At 53.9% G+C, this 16240-nt stretch carries 15 protein-coding genes; 9 read left to right on the top strand and 6 right to left on the bottom strand.

The window, feature by feature from the left end:
* Positions 1-46: 46 nt before the first annotated feature.
* From P9J64_09420 to P9J64_09400, 5 genes are all read left to right on the top strand, one after another.
* Positions 47-1555 carry an ABC transporter ATP-binding protein gene (locus P9J64_09420; GenBank protein ID MDG5468535.1) on the top strand — a complete coding sequence of 503 codons (1509 nt, stop codon included), beginning with the start codon at positions 47-49 and terminating at the stop codon, positions 1553-1555.
* A complete protein-coding gene (locus P9J64_09415) occupies positions 1552-2622 on the top strand; it encodes an ABC transporter permease (GenBank protein MDG5468534.1) in 1071 nt (356 codons plus the stop codon). The genes P9J64_09420 and P9J64_09415 overlap by 4 nt, the downstream gene beginning before the upstream one ends.
* A complete protein-coding gene (locus P9J64_09410) occupies positions 2615-3535 on the top strand; it encodes an ABC transporter permease (GenBank protein ID MDG5468533.1) in 921 nt (306 codons plus the stop codon). Before P9J64_09415 ends, P9J64_09410 begins: the two co-directional genes overlap by 8 nt.
* A complete protein-coding gene (locus P9J64_09405; GenBank protein ID MDG5468532.1) occupies positions 3532-4059 on the top strand; it encodes a phosphoribosyltransferase family protein in 528 nt (175 codons plus the stop codon). Before P9J64_09410 ends, P9J64_09405 begins: the two co-directional genes overlap by 4 nt.
* A gap of 66 nt (positions 4060-4125) precedes the next feature.
* Positions 4126-4575, top strand: coding sequence for a DMT family transporter (locus P9J64_09400; protein ID MDG5468531.1), 450 nt, complete (start codon positions 4126-4128; stop codon positions 4573-4575).
* 104 nt (positions 4576-4679) lie between these two features.
* Here the strand turns inward: P9J64_09400 and P9J64_09395 are convergent, their stop codons facing one another.
* Positions 4680-5294 (bottom strand): hypothetical protein, encoded by a 615-nt coding sequence (locus P9J64_09395; protein ID MDG5468530.1) that lies wholly within the window; start codon positions 5292-5294, stop codon positions 4680-4682.
* 346 nt (positions 5295-5640) lie between these two features.
* On the opposite strand from P9J64_09395, the gene P9J64_09390 reads away from it, so the two are divergent.
* The 4 genes from P9J64_09390 (at position 5641) to P9J64_09375 (ending at position 10629) form a co-directional block, all read left to right on the top strand.
* The gene (locus tag P9J64_09390; GenBank protein MDG5468529.1) at positions 5641-7326 is read left to right on the top strand and encodes a Na/Pi cotransporter family protein; all 1686 of its coding nucleotides are present in this window, start codon (positions 5641-5643) and stop codon (positions 7324-7326) included.
* A gap of 65 nt (positions 7327-7391) precedes the next feature.
* On the top strand, positions 7392-8084 hold the full coding sequence (locus tag P9J64_09385) for a response regulator (GenBank protein MDG5468528.1): 693 nt from the start codon (positions 7392-7394) through the stop codon (positions 8082-8084).
* Positions 8085-8127: 43 nt separating this feature from the next.
* Positions 8128-9903, top strand: coding sequence for an ATP-binding protein (locus tag P9J64_09380; GenBank protein ID MDG5468527.1), 1776 nt, complete (start codon positions 8128-8130; stop codon positions 9901-9903).
* Positions 9904-10176: 273 nt separating this feature from the next.
* A complete protein-coding gene (locus P9J64_09375; GenBank protein ID MDG5468526.1) occupies positions 10177-10629 on the top strand; it encodes a DUF302 domain-containing protein in 453 nt (150 codons plus the stop codon).
* Positions 10630-10873: 244 nt separating this feature from the next.
* Here the strand turns inward: P9J64_09375 and P9J64_09370 are convergent, their stop codons facing one another.
* From P9J64_09370 to P9J64_09350, 5 genes are all read right to left on the bottom strand, one after another.
* Positions 10874-11575 carry an ABC transporter ATP-binding protein gene (locus P9J64_09370; GenBank protein ID MDG5468525.1) on the bottom strand — a complete coding sequence of 234 codons (702 nt, stop codon included), beginning with the start codon at positions 11573-11575 and terminating at the stop codon, positions 10874-10876.
* Positions 11576-11577: 2 nt separating this feature from the next.
* Complete coding sequence (locus P9J64_09365; GenBank protein ID MDG5468524.1) at positions 11578-12327, bottom strand: ABC transporter ATP-binding protein; 750 nt, start codon at positions 12325-12327, stop codon at positions 11578-11580.
* Positions 12320-13315 carry a branched-chain amino acid ABC transporter permease gene (locus P9J64_09360; protein MDG5468523.1) on the bottom strand — a complete coding sequence of 332 codons (996 nt, stop codon included), beginning with the start codon at positions 13313-13315 and terminating at the stop codon, positions 12320-12322. The genes P9J64_09365 and P9J64_09360 overlap by 8 nt, the downstream gene beginning before the upstream one ends.
* A 22-nt stretch (positions 13316-13337) precedes the next feature.
* Entirely contained in the window at positions 13338-14252 is a 915-nt protein-coding gene (locus tag P9J64_09355; GenBank protein MDG5468522.1) for a branched-chain amino acid ABC transporter permease, read from the bottom strand.
* Between the two features lie 126 nt (positions 14253-14378).
* Complete coding sequence (locus tag P9J64_09350; protein ID MDG5468521.1) at positions 14379-15548, bottom strand: ABC transporter substrate-binding protein; 1170 nt, start codon at positions 15546-15548, stop codon at positions 14379-14381.
* Positions 15549-16240: the final 692 nt, after the last annotated feature.

Genomic DNA, 16240 nt, shown 5'->3' with positions numbered 1-16240 from the left:
AAGGCACGCGCCGGTGGCTACCGGCGCGTGCCTCTTTTTATTGGCCATGACTGATCTCCTCGAAATCCAGAACATCCGTAAGACTTTTCCCGGCGTCATCGCTCTGGACAACATCTCTTTGTCTATTGCTCCCGGTGAAATCCACACCCTGCTAGGCGAGAACGGTGCCGGCAAAAGTACCCTGATGAACGTCTTGACCGGCCTTTACCGACCGGATCGAGGCGAGATCCTGTTTAACGGCACACCGATTCATTTCAACAGCCCGCGGGATTCTCTGGCCGTAGGCATCGGCATGGTCCATCAGCATTTCATGCTGGTCCCCGCCCACACGGTTTTTGAAAACATCCTCTTGGCACTGGATGGCGTTCCCCTGCTCTTTTCCCGGCGCAAGTATAAACAACAAGTGCAAAAGATACTCGACGAGTTCGAGCTCGACCTTGATCTGGATGATCCGGTCTGGAAGCTGTCGATAGGCGCCCAGCAGTGGATCGAACTGATCAAGCTGCTGGTCAGGGACTGCCGCCTGCTGATTCTGGATGAGCCGACAGCCGTTCTGACCCCCCAGGAAAGCGCACGACTTTTCCAGGTTCTGAACCGACTGCGCGACCAGGGCAAGAGCATCCTTTTCATCTCCCACAAGATGCGCGAAGTGATGGAGATCTCCGATCGTGTCACCGTACTGAAAAAGGGCTGCAGCCTGACCACCCTGAAGCGGGGCGAATATGATGAGAACCGCCTGGCATCACTGATGATCGGCGAAGACCAGATCCCCATGTGGATCAAGCCCGCCTGCAAGCACGATCAATTGGCCCTGGAGATCAAGAACCTGTCGGTGAGTAACACCCGTGGCCGGGCGGACCTCGACAATTTCAACATGAAGCTCTACAGCGGCCAGATTCTGGGTGTCGCTGGAGTCGCCGGTAACGGCCAGAAGCCTCTGGCCGAAGTCCTCACCGGCCTCAAGGAAGCAACCAGCGGCCGGATCCTGGCTGGCGACAAAGACATCACCAACAGTACGGCAAGAAGTTCCTATATAGCAGGCATCGCCCATATTCCCGAGGATCGCAAAAGCATCGGCATCGCCCCCGACATGACGGTTGGCGATAACCTGATCATGAAAAACTTCAACTCCAAGGTTTTTCGTCGCTGGATCTTCCAGGACCGCGCCGCCATCCGTAAGAACGCAACCGCCAAGATCGACCAGTTTGCGATCAAGGCCGGCCCCGACGGCAACCCGGTCCGTTACCTCTCCGGCGGCAATATCCAGAAGGTCATCATCGCCCGCGAGTTGTCCGAAAAACCCGCCGTGCTGGTGGCCCTCTACCCGACCCGCGGCCTCGACATCGGCAGCGCCGAATATGTACACAAAGTCATTATCGACGGTGCCAACCAGGGGATGAGCACGATCCTGATTTCCGAAGACCTGGACGAGCTGCTCAAGCTCTCCGACGAGATTGTCGTCATGTTCCGTGGTCGCCTGGTCGGTTGCGTCGACCCACAGACAACCACCCGCGAAGAGATCGGCCTGTTGATGAGCGGCGAGGTGCAGACATGAAGCTGATCACGGAAAAACGTGAACTCTCCTCGCGGCTGTTCAGATTCACGGCACCCATCATCTCGGTCCTGGTCGCCCTGTTCGTCGCCGGGTTCCTGCTTCTGGCCGCCGGAGTCAACCCGGCCCAAGCTTATCTCGAAATCCTCCAGGAGGCTTTGGGCTCAAGCTATGGCCTCTCCGAAACCCTAGTCAAAACCACACCGCTGATCTTTGCGAGTCTCGGTGTCTCGCTGGCGTTCCGCATGCAGATCTGGAATATAGGCGCCGAAGGCCAGATTTACATGGGCGCCTGCGGTGCCAGTGGCGTCGCGCTTTTCTCCGGCATCGAAAGTCACCCCGTGATGATCACAGCCATGTTCCTGGCCGCGTTCCTCTGCGGCGGGCTCTGGGCCGGTGTGGCCGGTATTTTGCGAGCCCGCTGGCGGGTCAACGAAGTCATCGTTACACTACTGATGAACTACATCGCCATCCTCGGTGTCGACTACCTGATCTATGGCCCATGGAAAGACCCCAAAGGCTTCAACTTCCCTTTGACTGCACAGTTCAGCGATGCGGCCCGCCTGACGGAATATTTCGACACCCGCTTCCACAGTGGTTTCTTTCTGGCTCTGTTTTGTGCCCTGGTGCTGTACCTGTTCATGGAGCGCACGGTCTGGGGTTATGAAATCAAGGTCATTGGCAGCAACCCGAAGGCCGCCCGTTACGCCGGCATGCGCACCGGTCTGGCGATCTTCGCGGTGCTCTTCTTAAGTGGTGCGATCGCCGGTATCGCCGGATTCAGTGAGGTTTCCGGCTTGCAGCACCGCCTGCAGCACGGCATCTCGCCCGGCTATGGGTACACGGCGATCATTATCGCCTGGCTCGCCAAACGCAGTGCCCTGGGTGTTGTCATCGTCTCTTTCCTGATGGGTGTTTTATTGGTCGGTGGTGACAGTCTGCAGCTGACCTGGCAGTTGCCGGTGGCGTTTGTTTATGCGTTCCAAGGGCTGATCCTCTTTTTCCTGCTGGCCTCCGACTTTTTCATCCATAACCGACTGAAGCTGGCAAAGGGAGATCACCATGCTTGAGATCCTGCTTGACGCAACGGTCAGAGCCGGCACCCCGATCCTCTTCGCCACCCTGGGTGCGATCATCAACGAACGGGCAGGCATTATCAATCTCGGCATCGAAGGCCTGATGTTGATCGGCGCCCTGGCGGGCTTCGCAGGCACCCAGGCCAGCGGCTCATTACTGGTCGGCGTTCTTGCTGCATTTACCGCGGCGCTGATTGCCGGCAGCATCCACGCCTTCATCACCGTTCAGTTACGCGGCAACCAGATCGTCAGCGGCCTGGCTCTCACCATGTTCGGTGTCGGCATCACCGCCCTGTTCGGCCGCGGCATGGTCGGCTTGACCATCAAAGGCTTCGAACGGGTGGCTATCCCGGGGTTGAGCCAGCTGCCGATCATTGGCAAACCATTCTTCAACCAGGACCTGCTGATCTATTTCAGCTTCCTGCTCGTTTTTGGTATCGCCTTCTTTTTCGCCCGCACCCGCTGGGGACTGGCACTGAGGACCGTGGGCGAGAACCCGGCCGCGGCCGACACCTGCGGCGTACCGGTTCTCTTGTTCCGCTTTCTGGCCGTCACTATTGGTTCTGGAATTGTCGGCATTGGCGGCGCTTACTTGAGCCTCGCCACTACGCCGATGTGGATTGAGAATATGACGGCCGGGCGCGGCTGGATAGCCGTAGCCCTGGTCATCTTCGCCTCCTGGTCGAGTTACCGGGCGTTGGCCGGAGCCTACCTGTTCGGCGGCATCACCGCCATGCAGCTGCGCTTCCAGGCCATGGGTACAACAGTCAGCGTGCACATTCTGCAGATGCTGCCCTACTTCTTCACCATTCTGGTGCTGGTCATCTCAACCATCCGGTTACAGAAGGGTGCTTCTCAGCAGCCCGAAGGTCTCGGTCAGCCCTATGATCGCGAGGACCGTAAATGAACCAGGTCGCCCAGGAACTGCTTCAACGCATCAAGCAGGACGGCTCAATCAACGGCCAGGTCATCAAGGTTGACCGTTTTCTCAATCATATGGTCGACCCCCTGCTGATAAATCGCATCGGAGCCGAACTCGCAAGCCGCTTCAGCGAAAGCCCTGTCGACAAGATCATCACCGCCGAGAGCAGCGGAATCATGATCGCCCAGGCCATGGCAACCCACCTCGGCATCCCCTTTATTTACGCCAAAAAGAAACGGCCACTCACCATGAGCGGGTTCTTTGCCGCATCGAGCTACTCTTTTACCAAACAAGAATCAACCACTCTTTATGTTTCGGATGAAGTCCTCTTGCCCGGTGAGCGCCTCTTGCTTGCCGACGACTTCTTCGCTGTCGGCTCCACCTACAAGGCGATCGAACAGATCGTTGAGCAGGCCGAAGCGAGCCTGGTCGGCGCTGCCGTAATTATCAACAAATCGGAACGGCGCGATATAGAATCGATTCTGACCCTGGAAGAGCTAGCGGGTTAAGCGAAGGCTGGGGCTGAAAAAGCTCTTATTTACAAACTACTTACACCAGCAAAAATGGACTTGTTTATGTCATCAACAACGCTTTTTATTTTAATGGCGATTCTGGCCGGCATTTCCGTGCCGACCCAAGCCGGCATCAACGCACAGCTGGGTCTCTGGACTAAGTCTCCGGTCCTCGCATCAACCATCTCATTCGCTGTAGGAACGTTGACCCTGGTCATCTATTCACTGGCGACCCGCCTCCCTCTCCCGGCGCTGGCTTCAGCCGGAAGTCACCCCTGGTGGATCTGGTTCGGCGGCATGCTGGGCGCCTTTTTCGTCACGGCAACGATCATCCTGGTTCCCAAACTCGGTGCGACCGCCATGGTCGCCCTGATCCTGGCCGGACAGATGTTCGCCTCGTTGCTCCTCGATCACTTTGGTGTGCTCGGTTATCCAATCCATCCGATCAGTCTTGGCCGCGTTGCCGGCGTGCTGATGCTCTGCGGCGGGGTCTGGCTTATCAAGGTTTATTAAAGAGCACCGACAGGTCGGTTAAGAACTTTGCAGAAGGATAAAAGCCCCCAACCGTTTATGCGGTTGGGGGCTTTTTAGTACCAGAACTTATGATGCAAGACCGATCAGAGGAGATTGCTCAACTCAAGCTGTTCCACCAGGAAAGGAATAAATTTGTTAACCGCATCCTGCCTGGAATCTTCAACTTTGAGCTCGGCAAGATTCGACCAGACCGGGTTTTTGTTCCCAACCACAAAGAGGTTGGATTCGACAGTCAAAAAATCTGTCGTGTAGCCCGCCTCCCGTTGCCCTGAAGAGGCGACAGCATAAGAAGACCAACCATCAGGATAAAGAGAGGTTTCCTTAAAATAGAGGCCACCCGCCTGCTGGTTAGTAACTTCCTGTCGACTGATAGAACGGCTGACCAGAACATTTGTAACCCCGAGCTCCTTGACTTTGGCCACCACAATTTCCCGATCGAGCTCCTTGGTGGACTGGGGCAGAACTTCATGACTCAGGACCACCTCGACCCCTCTTTCAATCAACTGGTTAGCGAGAACTTTTTCAAACTGTTTGCGGATATAGGGCTCTCCCGCCATAGCTAGAACCAGAACCTTGCCCATCTTCTCGGTATAAGCAGGATCTTTGCGAACTTCTAACATTTTGACCGGGGCGCAGGCGACGATCAATGACATGAAGAGAAGAGCAATGGCCAGACTTGCTTTTTGTGTTTTGGTCACGTTATGCATCCTTTTCTTAAGAGTTTGGTTGTTTGACAAATTAATATCACGCGTCCGATTATTACAAAAACTCTTGGACAATACTACTGTCAATCCTTCGCATTCCAAGACCTTGACAGAACCCTGGTCTCGCCATACAGAGATGATTCGGGGTGGCGTCGTGCCGCCTCAAACAACGACAGCAGATAAAGAGCATTTTTTTTTTTGAATTTGGCCTTTTATCTTTACTCATACAGTCAAAAAGTTGATGCTCCTAACATAACCCTAACAAAAGGCTGATATTCACCCACGGTTAAACAGCCATATTTTTATTGCTAAGCCATTACACTCCTCAAGGATGAATCAAATGATCGAACCATTCACAATGGGTTACACCGCCATCGGCGGCCTCGGGATTTTTATCCTCGGCATGAAATACCTTTCCGACAGCTTGCAGTCGCTCTCGGGCGGCCTGATCCGCAAGGCGATCTCGTCAGTGACCAGCAACCGCTTCCTCGCGGTCATAGTCGGCTTGGTGGTTACCTGTTTCGTTCAATCTTCGTCGATCACGACGGTCATGGTGGTCGGCCTGACCAACGCCGGCCTGATGCATCTGACCCAGGCGATCGGTGTTATCCTCGGTGCCAACATCGGCACCACCATCACCGGCTGGATCCTGGCGGTCAAGGTCGGCAAGTACGGGCTCTTGCTGGTCGCCATCGGTGTCTTTCCGATGCTCTTTTCCAAAAATGATCGGACCTCGGCAACGGCCAAGGTTCTGGTAGCTCTGGGTCTGATCTTCTTCGGCCTTGAGATCATGAGTAATGCTTTCAAACCATTGCGCAGCGATGAAAGCTTCATGAACCTGATGCTGACCCTTGATGCCCAGTCGCTGCTGAGTATCCTCGGTTGCGTCGCCATTGGCTGTATGATGACCATGATCATCCAGAGCAGTTCGGCGATGCTCGGTATCACTATGGCTCTCGCGGCAACCGGCGCCATCCCTCTGTATACAGCTGTTGCTTTGGTTATGGGTGAAAATATCGGCACCACCATCACCGCCCAATTCGCCGCGATCGGCGGATCCATTGCTGCCCGACGTGCGGCGATGGCCCACAGCGTGTTCAATGTTCTTGGGGTCTTCATCATTATTTCGATCTTCTCGACCTATGTCGACATGATTGAACTATTTGTGCCCGGCCTTTCAAACTTTGTCGATGCCGATGGCAGTCGTCCCTACATTGCCGCTCATATCGCCATGGCGCACACCTTCTTCAATGTAACCGCCACCCTGGTGATGCTACCGTTTCTCAACCAGCTGGCAAAGCTCGTCACTAAATTGATCCCTGAGAAAGCCGGCGCTGAAAAAGGTTCCTTCAAATATATCGGTTCTCCCGGCACCATGCCCGTGGCGATGGGTATTTCGATGGTTTTCGAAGAACTCAAGCGCATGCAGGAGGCCGTTCATGAGGTTTTGATCAATGCCGAAAAATTTCTGCAACGAGACCTTAAAGGGCGCGACAGCATCTACCGCGAAGTGAAGAAGCTCGAAGACGAAACCGATGTCATGCAGCACGAAATCACGAGCTTTACCGTCACCCTCATGCAAGCCGGTGGCGCCAGTACAGCACAGTCGGACCGGGCCTACAATTACGTTCGTGCCGCCGATGAGCTTGAGTCGATTGCCGACTACGCTTATTCCCTCTGCTCATATATGAAACGGCTCGATAAGCATGAGCTTGATTTCAGCGAAGATGGTTGGAAAGACCTGCGCGCCTTTCACCGTGAGGTTTTTGCCTTCTTCAACCTGGTCAGCAATGCCTTCAAGGATGAAGATGTCAGCAGTATGCGCAAAATTTACGATGAGGCCAATCGTCTCAACGATCTGGCTGATGAGGTTCGTAAAGCACACCTCGTCCGGATGAAGGAGGGCTCCTGCGGTGCTCTGCCCGCCCTGACCTTCAGCGATATGGCCGTTGCCTTGCGACGGATCAAGAATCACACGGTTAACCTGCATGAGGCCCTTTTTGCCGAGGATTCGACCGCGACGTAAATTCAAACAACAGTCACCGGGTAAGTTTGGCTCGCCATCTAATTTTACAAGAGAGTCATCAGGCCATGAACAAACAACGCATCCTGGTTATCGAAGATGAAGAGGACATTCTAGCCCTGATTCATTTCAACCTGGTCAAGGCAGGCTTCCAGGTGGAATGCGCCATGACAGGCGAAGAAGGCTTTACCAAAGTCCGCGAATACAAGCCGGACCTGGTCTTTCTTGACCTGATGTTGCCGGGCATCGATGGCCTCGAAGTCTGTCGGCGACTGCGCCAGGCTCCCGACACCCAGGAAACCCCGATCATCATGCTCACAGCCAAGGGCGAAGAGGCCGATATTGTCCAGGGCCTGGAACTCGGGGCTGATGACTACATCACCAAACCATTCAGCCCGCAGATTCTCCAGGCAAGAGCACGAGCAGTGCTGAGACGGCGGGTCAAGCCGGACAAACCAGCGGACGCGGAACAACCGATAGAGATCCACGACCTTTATATTCACCCGGGACGCAACAAGGTTAAGGCCTGCGGCGAGAACATCGAGCTGACCTTTAGCGAATTTCAGCTACTCTACCTACTGGCCTGCCGACCCGGCTGGGTCTTCACCCGCACCCAGATCGTCGACGCCATCCATGGCGAAAGTTATGCCGTCACCGATCGTGCCGTTGATGTCCAGATTGTCGGCCTGCGCAAGAAGCTCGGCAGCTGCGGTGAATATATCGAGACCGTCCGCGGTATCGGCTACCGCTTCCGCGAATAGTTTTTTCCTGCAGCTTACAACTGAAAGCTAAAAGCTGGCCTCTATGCCTAGTAAACGTCTCATATGGCAGATCTACCCCCCTTTCCTGGTGATCATCCTGATCGCACTGGTGACGCTCACCTGGTTTTTCTCCAGAACTCTGGATGACTTCTATCGCGAAGAAAAGCGCAGAGGCCTTGAGGCGCAGGGGCAGTTGGTCGTCAACCAGGCACGAGACGCTCTCGTGTCGGGCAATATCGGCTCTCTTGAAAGCCTGAGCCTCGCCCTGGGCAAACAATCTGGCACCCGCCTGACCATTATCCTGCCGGATGGCCGCGTCGTCGGTGATTCTGAAGAAGTCCCCGTCAAAATGGATAATCATGCCAGAAGGCCTGAGATCCGGGTGGCCCTGGAAGGGCGTTCCGGTGCGGCAACACGCTACAGCACAACCCTGCAACAGGAAATGATGTACGTGGCTCTACCGGTCAGAAGCAACGGTCAAATTATCGGATGCGTCCGCACGGCTTTACCCATCGCCCGAGTTGACAAAGCCCTTGAAACCGTCCTCTTCCATGTGATCAACAGCGGCATTCTGATTGCCCTGATAGCCGCCCTGATCAGCCTTTGGGTATCACGACGCATCAGTCGCCCTCTTGTGGAAATGAAACGCGGTGCCGAACGTTTTGCCGGTGGCGAACTCGATCGACGCCTTCCGGTCTACAAGGGCGAAGAAATGGGCGGGCTGGCCGAAGCCATGAACCAGATGGCGGCCCAGCTCAATGATCGACTTCAAACAGTGGTGAGTCAGCGTAACGAGCAGGAAGCCGTTCTTGCCAGCATGATCGAGGGCGTTCTGGCCGTGGATCATCAAGAAGGCATCCTGCGGATTAACCGGGCGGCAGCAACTCTGCTCGGGACAAACCCTGAGTTGGCCGTTGGCCGGAGTCTTCAGGAGGTGGTCCGTAAACCCGAGCTGCAGAGATTCATCACCGAATCGCTACAGAGCCGGACCAGCATCGAAGCTGACATGACTCTTTTGTACCAGGGAGAAGAACGTTTTCTGCAGACCCATGGAACACCTCTGCGAGGTTCAGACGGGCAAACGATCGGCGCGCTGATTGTCATCCATGATCTTACCCGCCTACGACGACTTGAGAACCTGCGTCGAGACTTCGTCGCCAACGTCTCCCACGAATTGAGAACACCAATTACAGCTATTAAAGGTGCGGTAGAAACTCTATTGGCCGGAGCCAACAAGAACCCGGAAGACAGCCAGAGGTTTCTTGAGATCGCCAACCGGCAATCTGACCGTCTCAATGCCATCATAGAAGACCTGTTATCCCTCTCGCGCCTTGAGCGGGATGCCGAATCTGATGAGGTTGATCGTACGCATGAGAGGCTGCTACCAATTCTGGAATCAGCGCTGCAATCATGTTCAAGCATTGCGAAGTCCCGGCAGGTAGACGTTAAACTGTTCTGTTCAGAGGAGCTCGTAGCAAAGGTCAACAGCACCCTGCTTGAACAGGCCGTCATAAACCTAGTCGACAACGCCATCAAATACAGCGAAAGCAGAAAAATTGTGACCGTTGAGAGCTGGCAGGAGGGCGAGCACGTCATGATCAAGGTTCAGGACCGTGGTCAGGGCATCTCCAAAGAACATCTGCCTCGACTGTTTGAACGTTTCTACCGCGTTGATGCGGCCCGCAGCCGTGCCATCGGTGGTACCGGACTGGGGCTGGCAATCGTCAAACACATCGTTCAGGCCCATGACGGTGAGGTGACAGCACACAGCACACCCGGTGAAGGGAGTGTGTTTACGATTAGGCTGCCAGTTTCATAGCGATCCAATCGAACAACACCTATAAATTTCATAAAAGGGCTGCCCTTAACCGGGTAGCCTTTTCTTCTTTGGCAGAAGGTATCTGAGACCTCGAGAAACAAGCTGTTTACAACTTCTCAAAACCAACTGATCAGCACTAGAAAAACTACGTATTTGACCGAAGCCTATTGCCCGTTACACTTCAGTATAAGGACAGAAGAGATAATGTGAGTCGGCATCAAGATTTCTCATTAATGAGTTGTATATTACGACAACCCACGCAAGGAGTAAGTAATGAAAAAATCATCTTTAACGTTGCTGTTAATCTTGTTTACTGTATTGCCATTAATGGCCGCAGAGGGCCTGCTCAAGGTTCAAAGTGATTTCACCGTTAAGGAAACAACCGAAAGACTTGAGAACATATTAAATGAAAAAGGTATGACGATATTCAATCAAATAAATCATTCCGACGCGGCACAAAAAGTGGGCGTAGAACTTCGAGAAACACGACTCATAATATTCGGGAGCCCAAAAGTGGGAAGCCCTCTCATGCAATGCCAACAAAGTGTCGCTATCGATTTACCTCAAAAAGCGATTATTTGGGAAGATGATAAGTCTAAGGTGTGGATATCTTATAATGATCCAAGATACTTGGGGAAAAGACATAATATTATTGGTTGCGATGAAGTAATAAGCAAAGTTGAAAAAGCCTTATCTGGAATAACAAAAGCCGCAGCAACGAAATAAGCTATTCCGACTAACCACGGTGCCTAACAGGGCGCATGCTTCTTTGTTGTCATTTCCTGTCTGCGAAAGCGCCTTGCCAGGTTAACTGGGTCGTAGGCCATGCGGTCAAGTTATGACATGACAAGGTTTGTTATTAATAGAGCTACCTCAGAGACACTTTAAATCCAGAAAGTTATGGTCTCGTGGTGTCAGTAAAAATAGAGGCTTAGAATTTTCAGACTAACCCACAGCGTCCCCTACCTCATCACACCCCCAAATAGCGTGCCTTGAGCTCTTCGTTATCAGCGATCTCATCCGTTTCCCCGGACCAGACCACCGCCCCCCTTTCCATCACGTAGTGTCGATCGGCGAGTTTCATCAGCGCATCGAGGTTCTTATCGATTACCAGGATCGACTGTCCCCGTGCTTTGAGCACACTGAGTCCGTACCAGATCTCTTTCCTTACCAACGGTGCCAATCCCTCGGTTGCCTCGTCAAGGATCAACAGTTTGGGTGTCGTCATCAGGGCGCGGACCACAGCAAGCATCTGCTGCTCTCCACCAGAGAGCTGGTTGCCGTAGTTTTTCAGGCGCTCTGCCAGGCGTGGAAAAATCTCCAACACCTCGTCCAAGGTATAAGGCTCTTTTCTGCCACCGCGATTAGCGGCACCAACCATGATGTTCTCAAGAACCGTCAGATTAGGAAAAATCTGCCGTCCCTCGGGAACCAGCCCGAGCCCCTGACGGGCCACCTGATAGCTCGGTAGTTGCTGGATCTCAACGTCATTGAAGGTGATGCGTCCCCGTGTCACCGGTGTGAGGCCCATAATCGACTTGATCGTCGTGCTCTTGCCCATGCCATTCCGCCCGAGCAGAGTCACCACCTCGCCGGCGCTCACCTCAAGGCTGACACCAAACAACGCTTGGCTGCTGCCGTAGAAGGTTTCTATCTGCTCGACCTTTAGCATGTCTAGTCCTCCTCACCGAGGTAAGCTTGTCGTACCGCCGGGTTGCTACGAATCTCTTCGACGCTACCGGTTGCAACCACCTCGCCGTATACCAGCACTGTGATGCGATCTGCGAGAGAGAAAATCGCCTCCATGTCGTGCTCGACCAAGAGGATGGTCATCTCTTTCTTTAGCTTGCGGATCAACTTGGAAAGTTCGATGCTCCCTCCCGGTCCCATCCCTGCCATCGGTTCGTCAAGCAACAGTAGTTTCGGCTTGCAGGACAGCGCCATACCGACCTCAAGCTGCTTCTTTTCACCGTGGGAGAGATTACCGGCAATAGCCTCGGCACGCTCACTGAGGCCCACCGTTTCCAGTGCCGGTCCAAGCTCAGCCAACAGTTGCGGGTCCTTCAGTCCTCGGCCCCAGAAGCGAAAGCTATGGCCATGGTGGGCCTGAATCGCGAGCAGCATGTTCTCCTCGACACTCAAGTTGGCGAACACCGAAGTGATCTGGTAGGAGCGCGCCAGCCCGAGAGGAGCACGTCGATACAATGGAAGAGGGGTAATGTCCTGCCCGGCCAGGAAAATCTGTCCGCTGTCGGGGGTCAAGTCACCGGCAATCTGATTCAGCAGAGTGGTCTTCCCGGCGCCGTTAGGACCGATCAAAGCATGAATCTCGCCAGCATAAACCTGAAGAAAAAGGTCATGACAGGCCTTGACCGCGCCAAAGCTCTTACACAGGCCCTCGATGCGCAGCAACGGTTCAGCCATGGCGCTTCTCCTTGCCAACCAGGATGCCGAAAAGACCGTGACGAGCAAACAACACCACCAGGATCATCACCGGGCCGAAGTAGACCATCCAGTGCTCGGTGTAGATCGAGAGCACCTCTTCAAGCAACAGAAAGGCCGCAGCACCGAACACCGGCCCATAGAGAGTGCCGCTCCCCCCCAAAAGCACCATGACCAGGATAATCGCGGAGCGGGTCCAGTGCATCAGCCCCGGGCTGACATACTCGACCTGGTTGGCGATCAGGGCGCCTGCAAGACCAGCCGCAGCACCGGCGATCACGAAACAGAGCAACTTGTAGCGATAGGTTGGAAAACCGAGCGACTGCATGCGTTTTTCATTCTCGCGACAACCTCGGATCACTATTCCGAAGCGTGACGCTACCAGCCGGCCGGCCAAGAACAGGAAAACACTCAGCGAAGCCAGGCAGATATAGTAGAACTGCACGTCGTCGCCCAAGTCGAGTCCCGGCAGGGTATTGCGCGAAAAGAGGGTGAGCCCATCGTCGCCTCCGTAACCTTCGAGGGAGACGAAAAAGAAGAAGAGCATCTGCGCAAAAGCCAGAGTGATCATGATAAAGTGCATGCCGCGGGTGCGCAGGCTCAGAGCTCCTATGATTGCCGCCAGCAAGGCGGACAACAGTATTGCGACCGGCCAGGCGACCAGACCGCTGTCGCTCCCCGGAATGATCAGCGGCCAGGAGATCAGCGCGGTCTCTTCAAAGTCATGATGGGCAAGAATCCCGACTGCGTAGGCACCTATGCCGAAGAATGCAGCATGTCCGAGGCTGACCAGGCCTCCATAACCGAGGATTAAATCGAGACTCGCTGCAGCGAGAGCGTAGATCAGGATGCGGGAAAAGAGTGAAACCAGATAAGGTTCACCGGCCAGGGCCGCCAGCATTGGCAGCAGTAACAGCAACAGCGCACTGCTGAAGATACAGAGGTTTTTTCGATCGAATCGTGACAGCATGCGCATCTATTTATTGTCCAACTCAGGAATGTGCCGGCAGTAGCCCTTTGGGGCGCCAGATCAGGATAATAGCCATTAAAATGTAGATCGACATCGAGGCCACCGAGGCAGCAACCCCGTCGGCATGTGCTGACGACAGAAACATACGAAACAGGGCGGGCAGAAACGCACGCCCGAGGGTGTCAACCATGCCGACCAAAAGCGCTCCGATAAATGCACCGCGCACCGAGCCGATGCCACCGATCACGATCACCACGAAGGTCAAGATCAGTATACTCTCTCCCATCCCCGCCTCGACCGCAAGGATCGGGCCAGCCATCACTCCAGCCAAACCGGCAAGCAGAGTTCCGAGTCCGAAGACCAAGGTGTATAAAAGCCGGATATTGATGCCCAAAGCACCAGCCATCTCTCTGTTGCTCGCCCCGGCCCTAATTTGCATACCGATTCGGGTGCGGGTAAACATCAGGTAGAGGAACAGCGCCACCATCAAACCAACGCCGATAACCGCAATACGGTAGCTCGGATAGGGGATGCCGGGAATAAGCTCAACGCTGCCGGACAGCCAGGGCGGCACGTCCATGAACAACGGCTGGCGTCCCCAGATGATGCGGGTCAACTCGTTGAAAAACATAATAAGTCCGAAGGTGGCGAGAACTTGGTCGACGTGCTCCTTTTTGTAGAGTCGCCGCAGCACGACCATCTCGACCAGCATGCCGACCACCGCTGCTGCGGGCAACGCTACGGCCATGCCAAGCAGGAAAGAACCGCTGCGTGCGGTCACCGTTGCCGCGACATAGGCTCCAATCATGTAGAAGGACCCGTGCGCGAGGTTGATCACCTGCATGATGCCAAAAACCAGGGTCAAACCGGCCGACATAAGAAACAGGGTCACACCGAGTTGGAGGCCGTTGAAGAGCTGTTCGATAACCAGGAGCATGAGATCACTCGCCGCGCCCCGTTACGGGGCGGATAAAGGCCGGCACGTTTCTCCGGCAAAGAGAACACTCCTGCTTGTAGAAACGTGCCTATTACTACCATAAAATTGTATCGACCCTGCAACCGCCTACTTCATGCTGCATTCATCAACGTAGGCATTGCCGTGGTTGGTGAAAACCGCTTTGAGTGTCTGGTTGGTGAAGCCCCCCTCGCCATCTTCGACGACTTCGCGGATGTAGAGGTTCTGTACCGGGTGCTGGTTGGAAGTGAAAGCGAACTGGCCGCGCACTGACTCAAAATCAGCCTTGCGAACTGCGGTACGCAGTTGGTCGAACTTAGTCACATCTCCACCGACGCTCTTGAGGGCACTGCCGATCAAACGTGCAGCCTCATACCCTTGGCTGGCGTAGAGAGTCGGGGTCCTATCGTAGGCAGCGCGGAAAGCTTCAACAAATTGTTTGTTGGCCGGATTGTCGAGGTCGTGGGTCCACTGGGAGCCGTTTTTCACCCCCAGGGCAGCAGCACCAACCGCGCCAAGTAGTCGTTCGTCGAAGGAGAAGGCGGGACCGAAGACAGGGGTCGTCTTGTTCAGGCCAGCCTGAGAATACTGCTTGATAAAGTTGATCCCCATGCCGCCGGGAAGGAAAAAGAAGACCGCATCCGGCTTGGCAGCACGCAGCGCAGCGATTTCTGCCGCGTAGTCAGATTGGCCAAGCTTGGTGTAGACTTCGCCAGATATTTTACCCGTGTAGTAACGTTTGAAACCTGCGAGGTGATCCTTGCCAGCCGGATAGTTGGGTGCCAGCAGGTAAACATTTTTGAAGCCGGAATCGCTGACGTACTTGCCAACGACCTCATCGAGGTTGTCGTTCTGATAGGCAACATTGAAGTAGTTTTCATTACAGCCTTTGCCGGCCAGGTCCGAGGGCCCAGCGTTAGGGCTGATGTAGAGAACCTCGCCGCGTACTACCTTCGGAACCACAGCCAGAGCGACATTGGAGAAGATAATACCGGTCATGATCTTAACATTGTCACGCTTTACGAAGCGATCGGCAATCTGTTTGGCCTTACCCGGGTCACGAGCGTCATCCTCGACCAGCAGTTCAACCGGCACTCCACCTAGCATTCCCTCTTCCTGCGCGATAGCCAGTTTGAAACCGTCGCGCACGTCTTCACCAAGGTAGCCAGCCTTGGTTGAAAGCGTGGTAACCATACCAATCTTGACCGGCTCGGCTGCCAGCAAAACTTTCGGGACAAACATCCCAAAGACAACCAACAATACCAGTAACTTTTTCATTTTTTCCTCCTTATAAAAATTGAATATTACTCATTCCTCTGCAACAATTCTTGTTCTAACTGAACGGGGCATATCTTCGCACAAAACACCGTCTCAACACCAGCCATCAGTACTTTTTCTCTATATCAAAGATGGTTTAGAGACGGATTTTGAGCACTGCCGAGCTATTTTTTGATGTAACTCTTGCTTTGGCATATAACCTAAATACTTTTAGATAGCTTTTAATCCATTAACATCAAAACAACGATTAAATTTTTCCCCATGGGCATTTCGTGAGCCTTTGCCCAATTCCAACCAAGGCCAACGATAAAAACTAAAATCAGCCGAATCAACCTTTTCGAATGACACGACTTCTGAGACGAATACTCAGCTTCTTATTGATAGCGGAATTTGAGAGATAGTTTACTTGACACATTATGGCCACCAGGGAGCGGGTGGCCATTTTTATTCACGGTGCGCTTTTGCACAGTGTCGTTTCGTGCGGTATCGATTCAAAGTTTACGGTACACCACGTATATTTTTATTGAAGGATTCTATAAATTAACCACCATCGAAGACTTGCTGTGGCAGGCGGGTCTGAGACAAGCTTCTTCAAAACCTCCTAAAAACATAAAACTTGCCCCACCGCTCTCTACCTCCTGGGCTGTGGGGTTCTTTTTTAAGATAGTTTTGAGGTTTTTTTCTTAGCGGTG

Source organism: Deltaproteobacteria bacterium IMCC39524 (assembly GCA_029667085.1).
Classification (GTDB): domain Bacteria; phylum Desulfobacterota; class Desulfuromonadia; order Desulfuromonadales; family BM103; genus M0040.
This window is presented reverse-complemented; position numbering and strand designations above follow the sequence as displayed.

Coding starts and splice junctions, on each gene's coding strand:
- P9J64_09420 (MDG5468535.1), top strand. CDS start 47: ATGACTGATCTCCTCGAAATCCAGAACATCCGTAAGACTTTTCCCGGC.
- P9J64_09415 (MDG5468534.1), top strand. CDS start 1,552: ATGAAGCTGATCACGGAAAAACGTGAACTCTCCTCGCGGCTGTTCAGA.
- P9J64_09410 (MDG5468533.1), top strand. CDS start 2,615: ATGCTTGAGATCCTGCTTGACGCAACGGTCAGAGCCGGCACCCCGATC.
- P9J64_09405 (MDG5468532.1), top strand. CDS start 3,532: ATGAACCAGGTCGCCCAGGAACTGCTTCAACGCATCAAGCAGGACGGC.
- P9J64_09400 (MDG5468531.1), top strand. CDS start 4,126: ATGTCATCAACAACGCTTTTTATTTTAATGGCGATTCTGGCCGGCATT.
- P9J64_09390 (MDG5468529.1), top strand. CDS start 5,641: ATGATCGAACCATTCACAATGGGTTACACCGCCATCGGCGGCCTCGGG.
- P9J64_09385 (MDG5468528.1), top strand. CDS start 7,392: ATGAACAAACAACGCATCCTGGTTATCGAAGATGAAGAGGACATTCTA.
- P9J64_09380 (MDG5468527.1), top strand. CDS start 8,128: ATGCCTAGTAAACGTCTCATATGGCAGATCTACCCCCCTTTCCTGGTG.
- P9J64_09375 (MDG5468526.1), top strand. CDS start 10,177: ATGAAAAAATCATCTTTAACGTTGCTGTTAATCTTGTTTACTGTATTG.
- P9J64_09370 (MDG5468525.1), bottom strand. CDS start 11,575: ATGCTAAAGGTCGAGCAGATAGAAACCTTCTACGGCAGCAGCCAAGCG.
- P9J64_09365 (MDG5468524.1), bottom strand. CDS start 12,327: ATGGCTGAACCGTTGCTGCGCATCGAGGGCCTGTGTAAGAGCTTTGGC.
- P9J64_09360 (MDG5468523.1), bottom strand. CDS start 13,315: ATGCTGTCACGATTCGATCGAAAAAACCTCTGTATCTTCAGCAGTGCG.
- P9J64_09355 (MDG5468522.1), bottom strand. CDS start 14,252: ATGCTCCTGGTTATCGAACAGCTCTTCAACGGCCTCCAACTCGGTGTG.
- P9J64_09350 (MDG5468521.1), bottom strand. CDS start 15,548: ATGAAAAAGTTACTGGTATTGTTGGTTGTCTTTGGGATGTTTGTCCCG.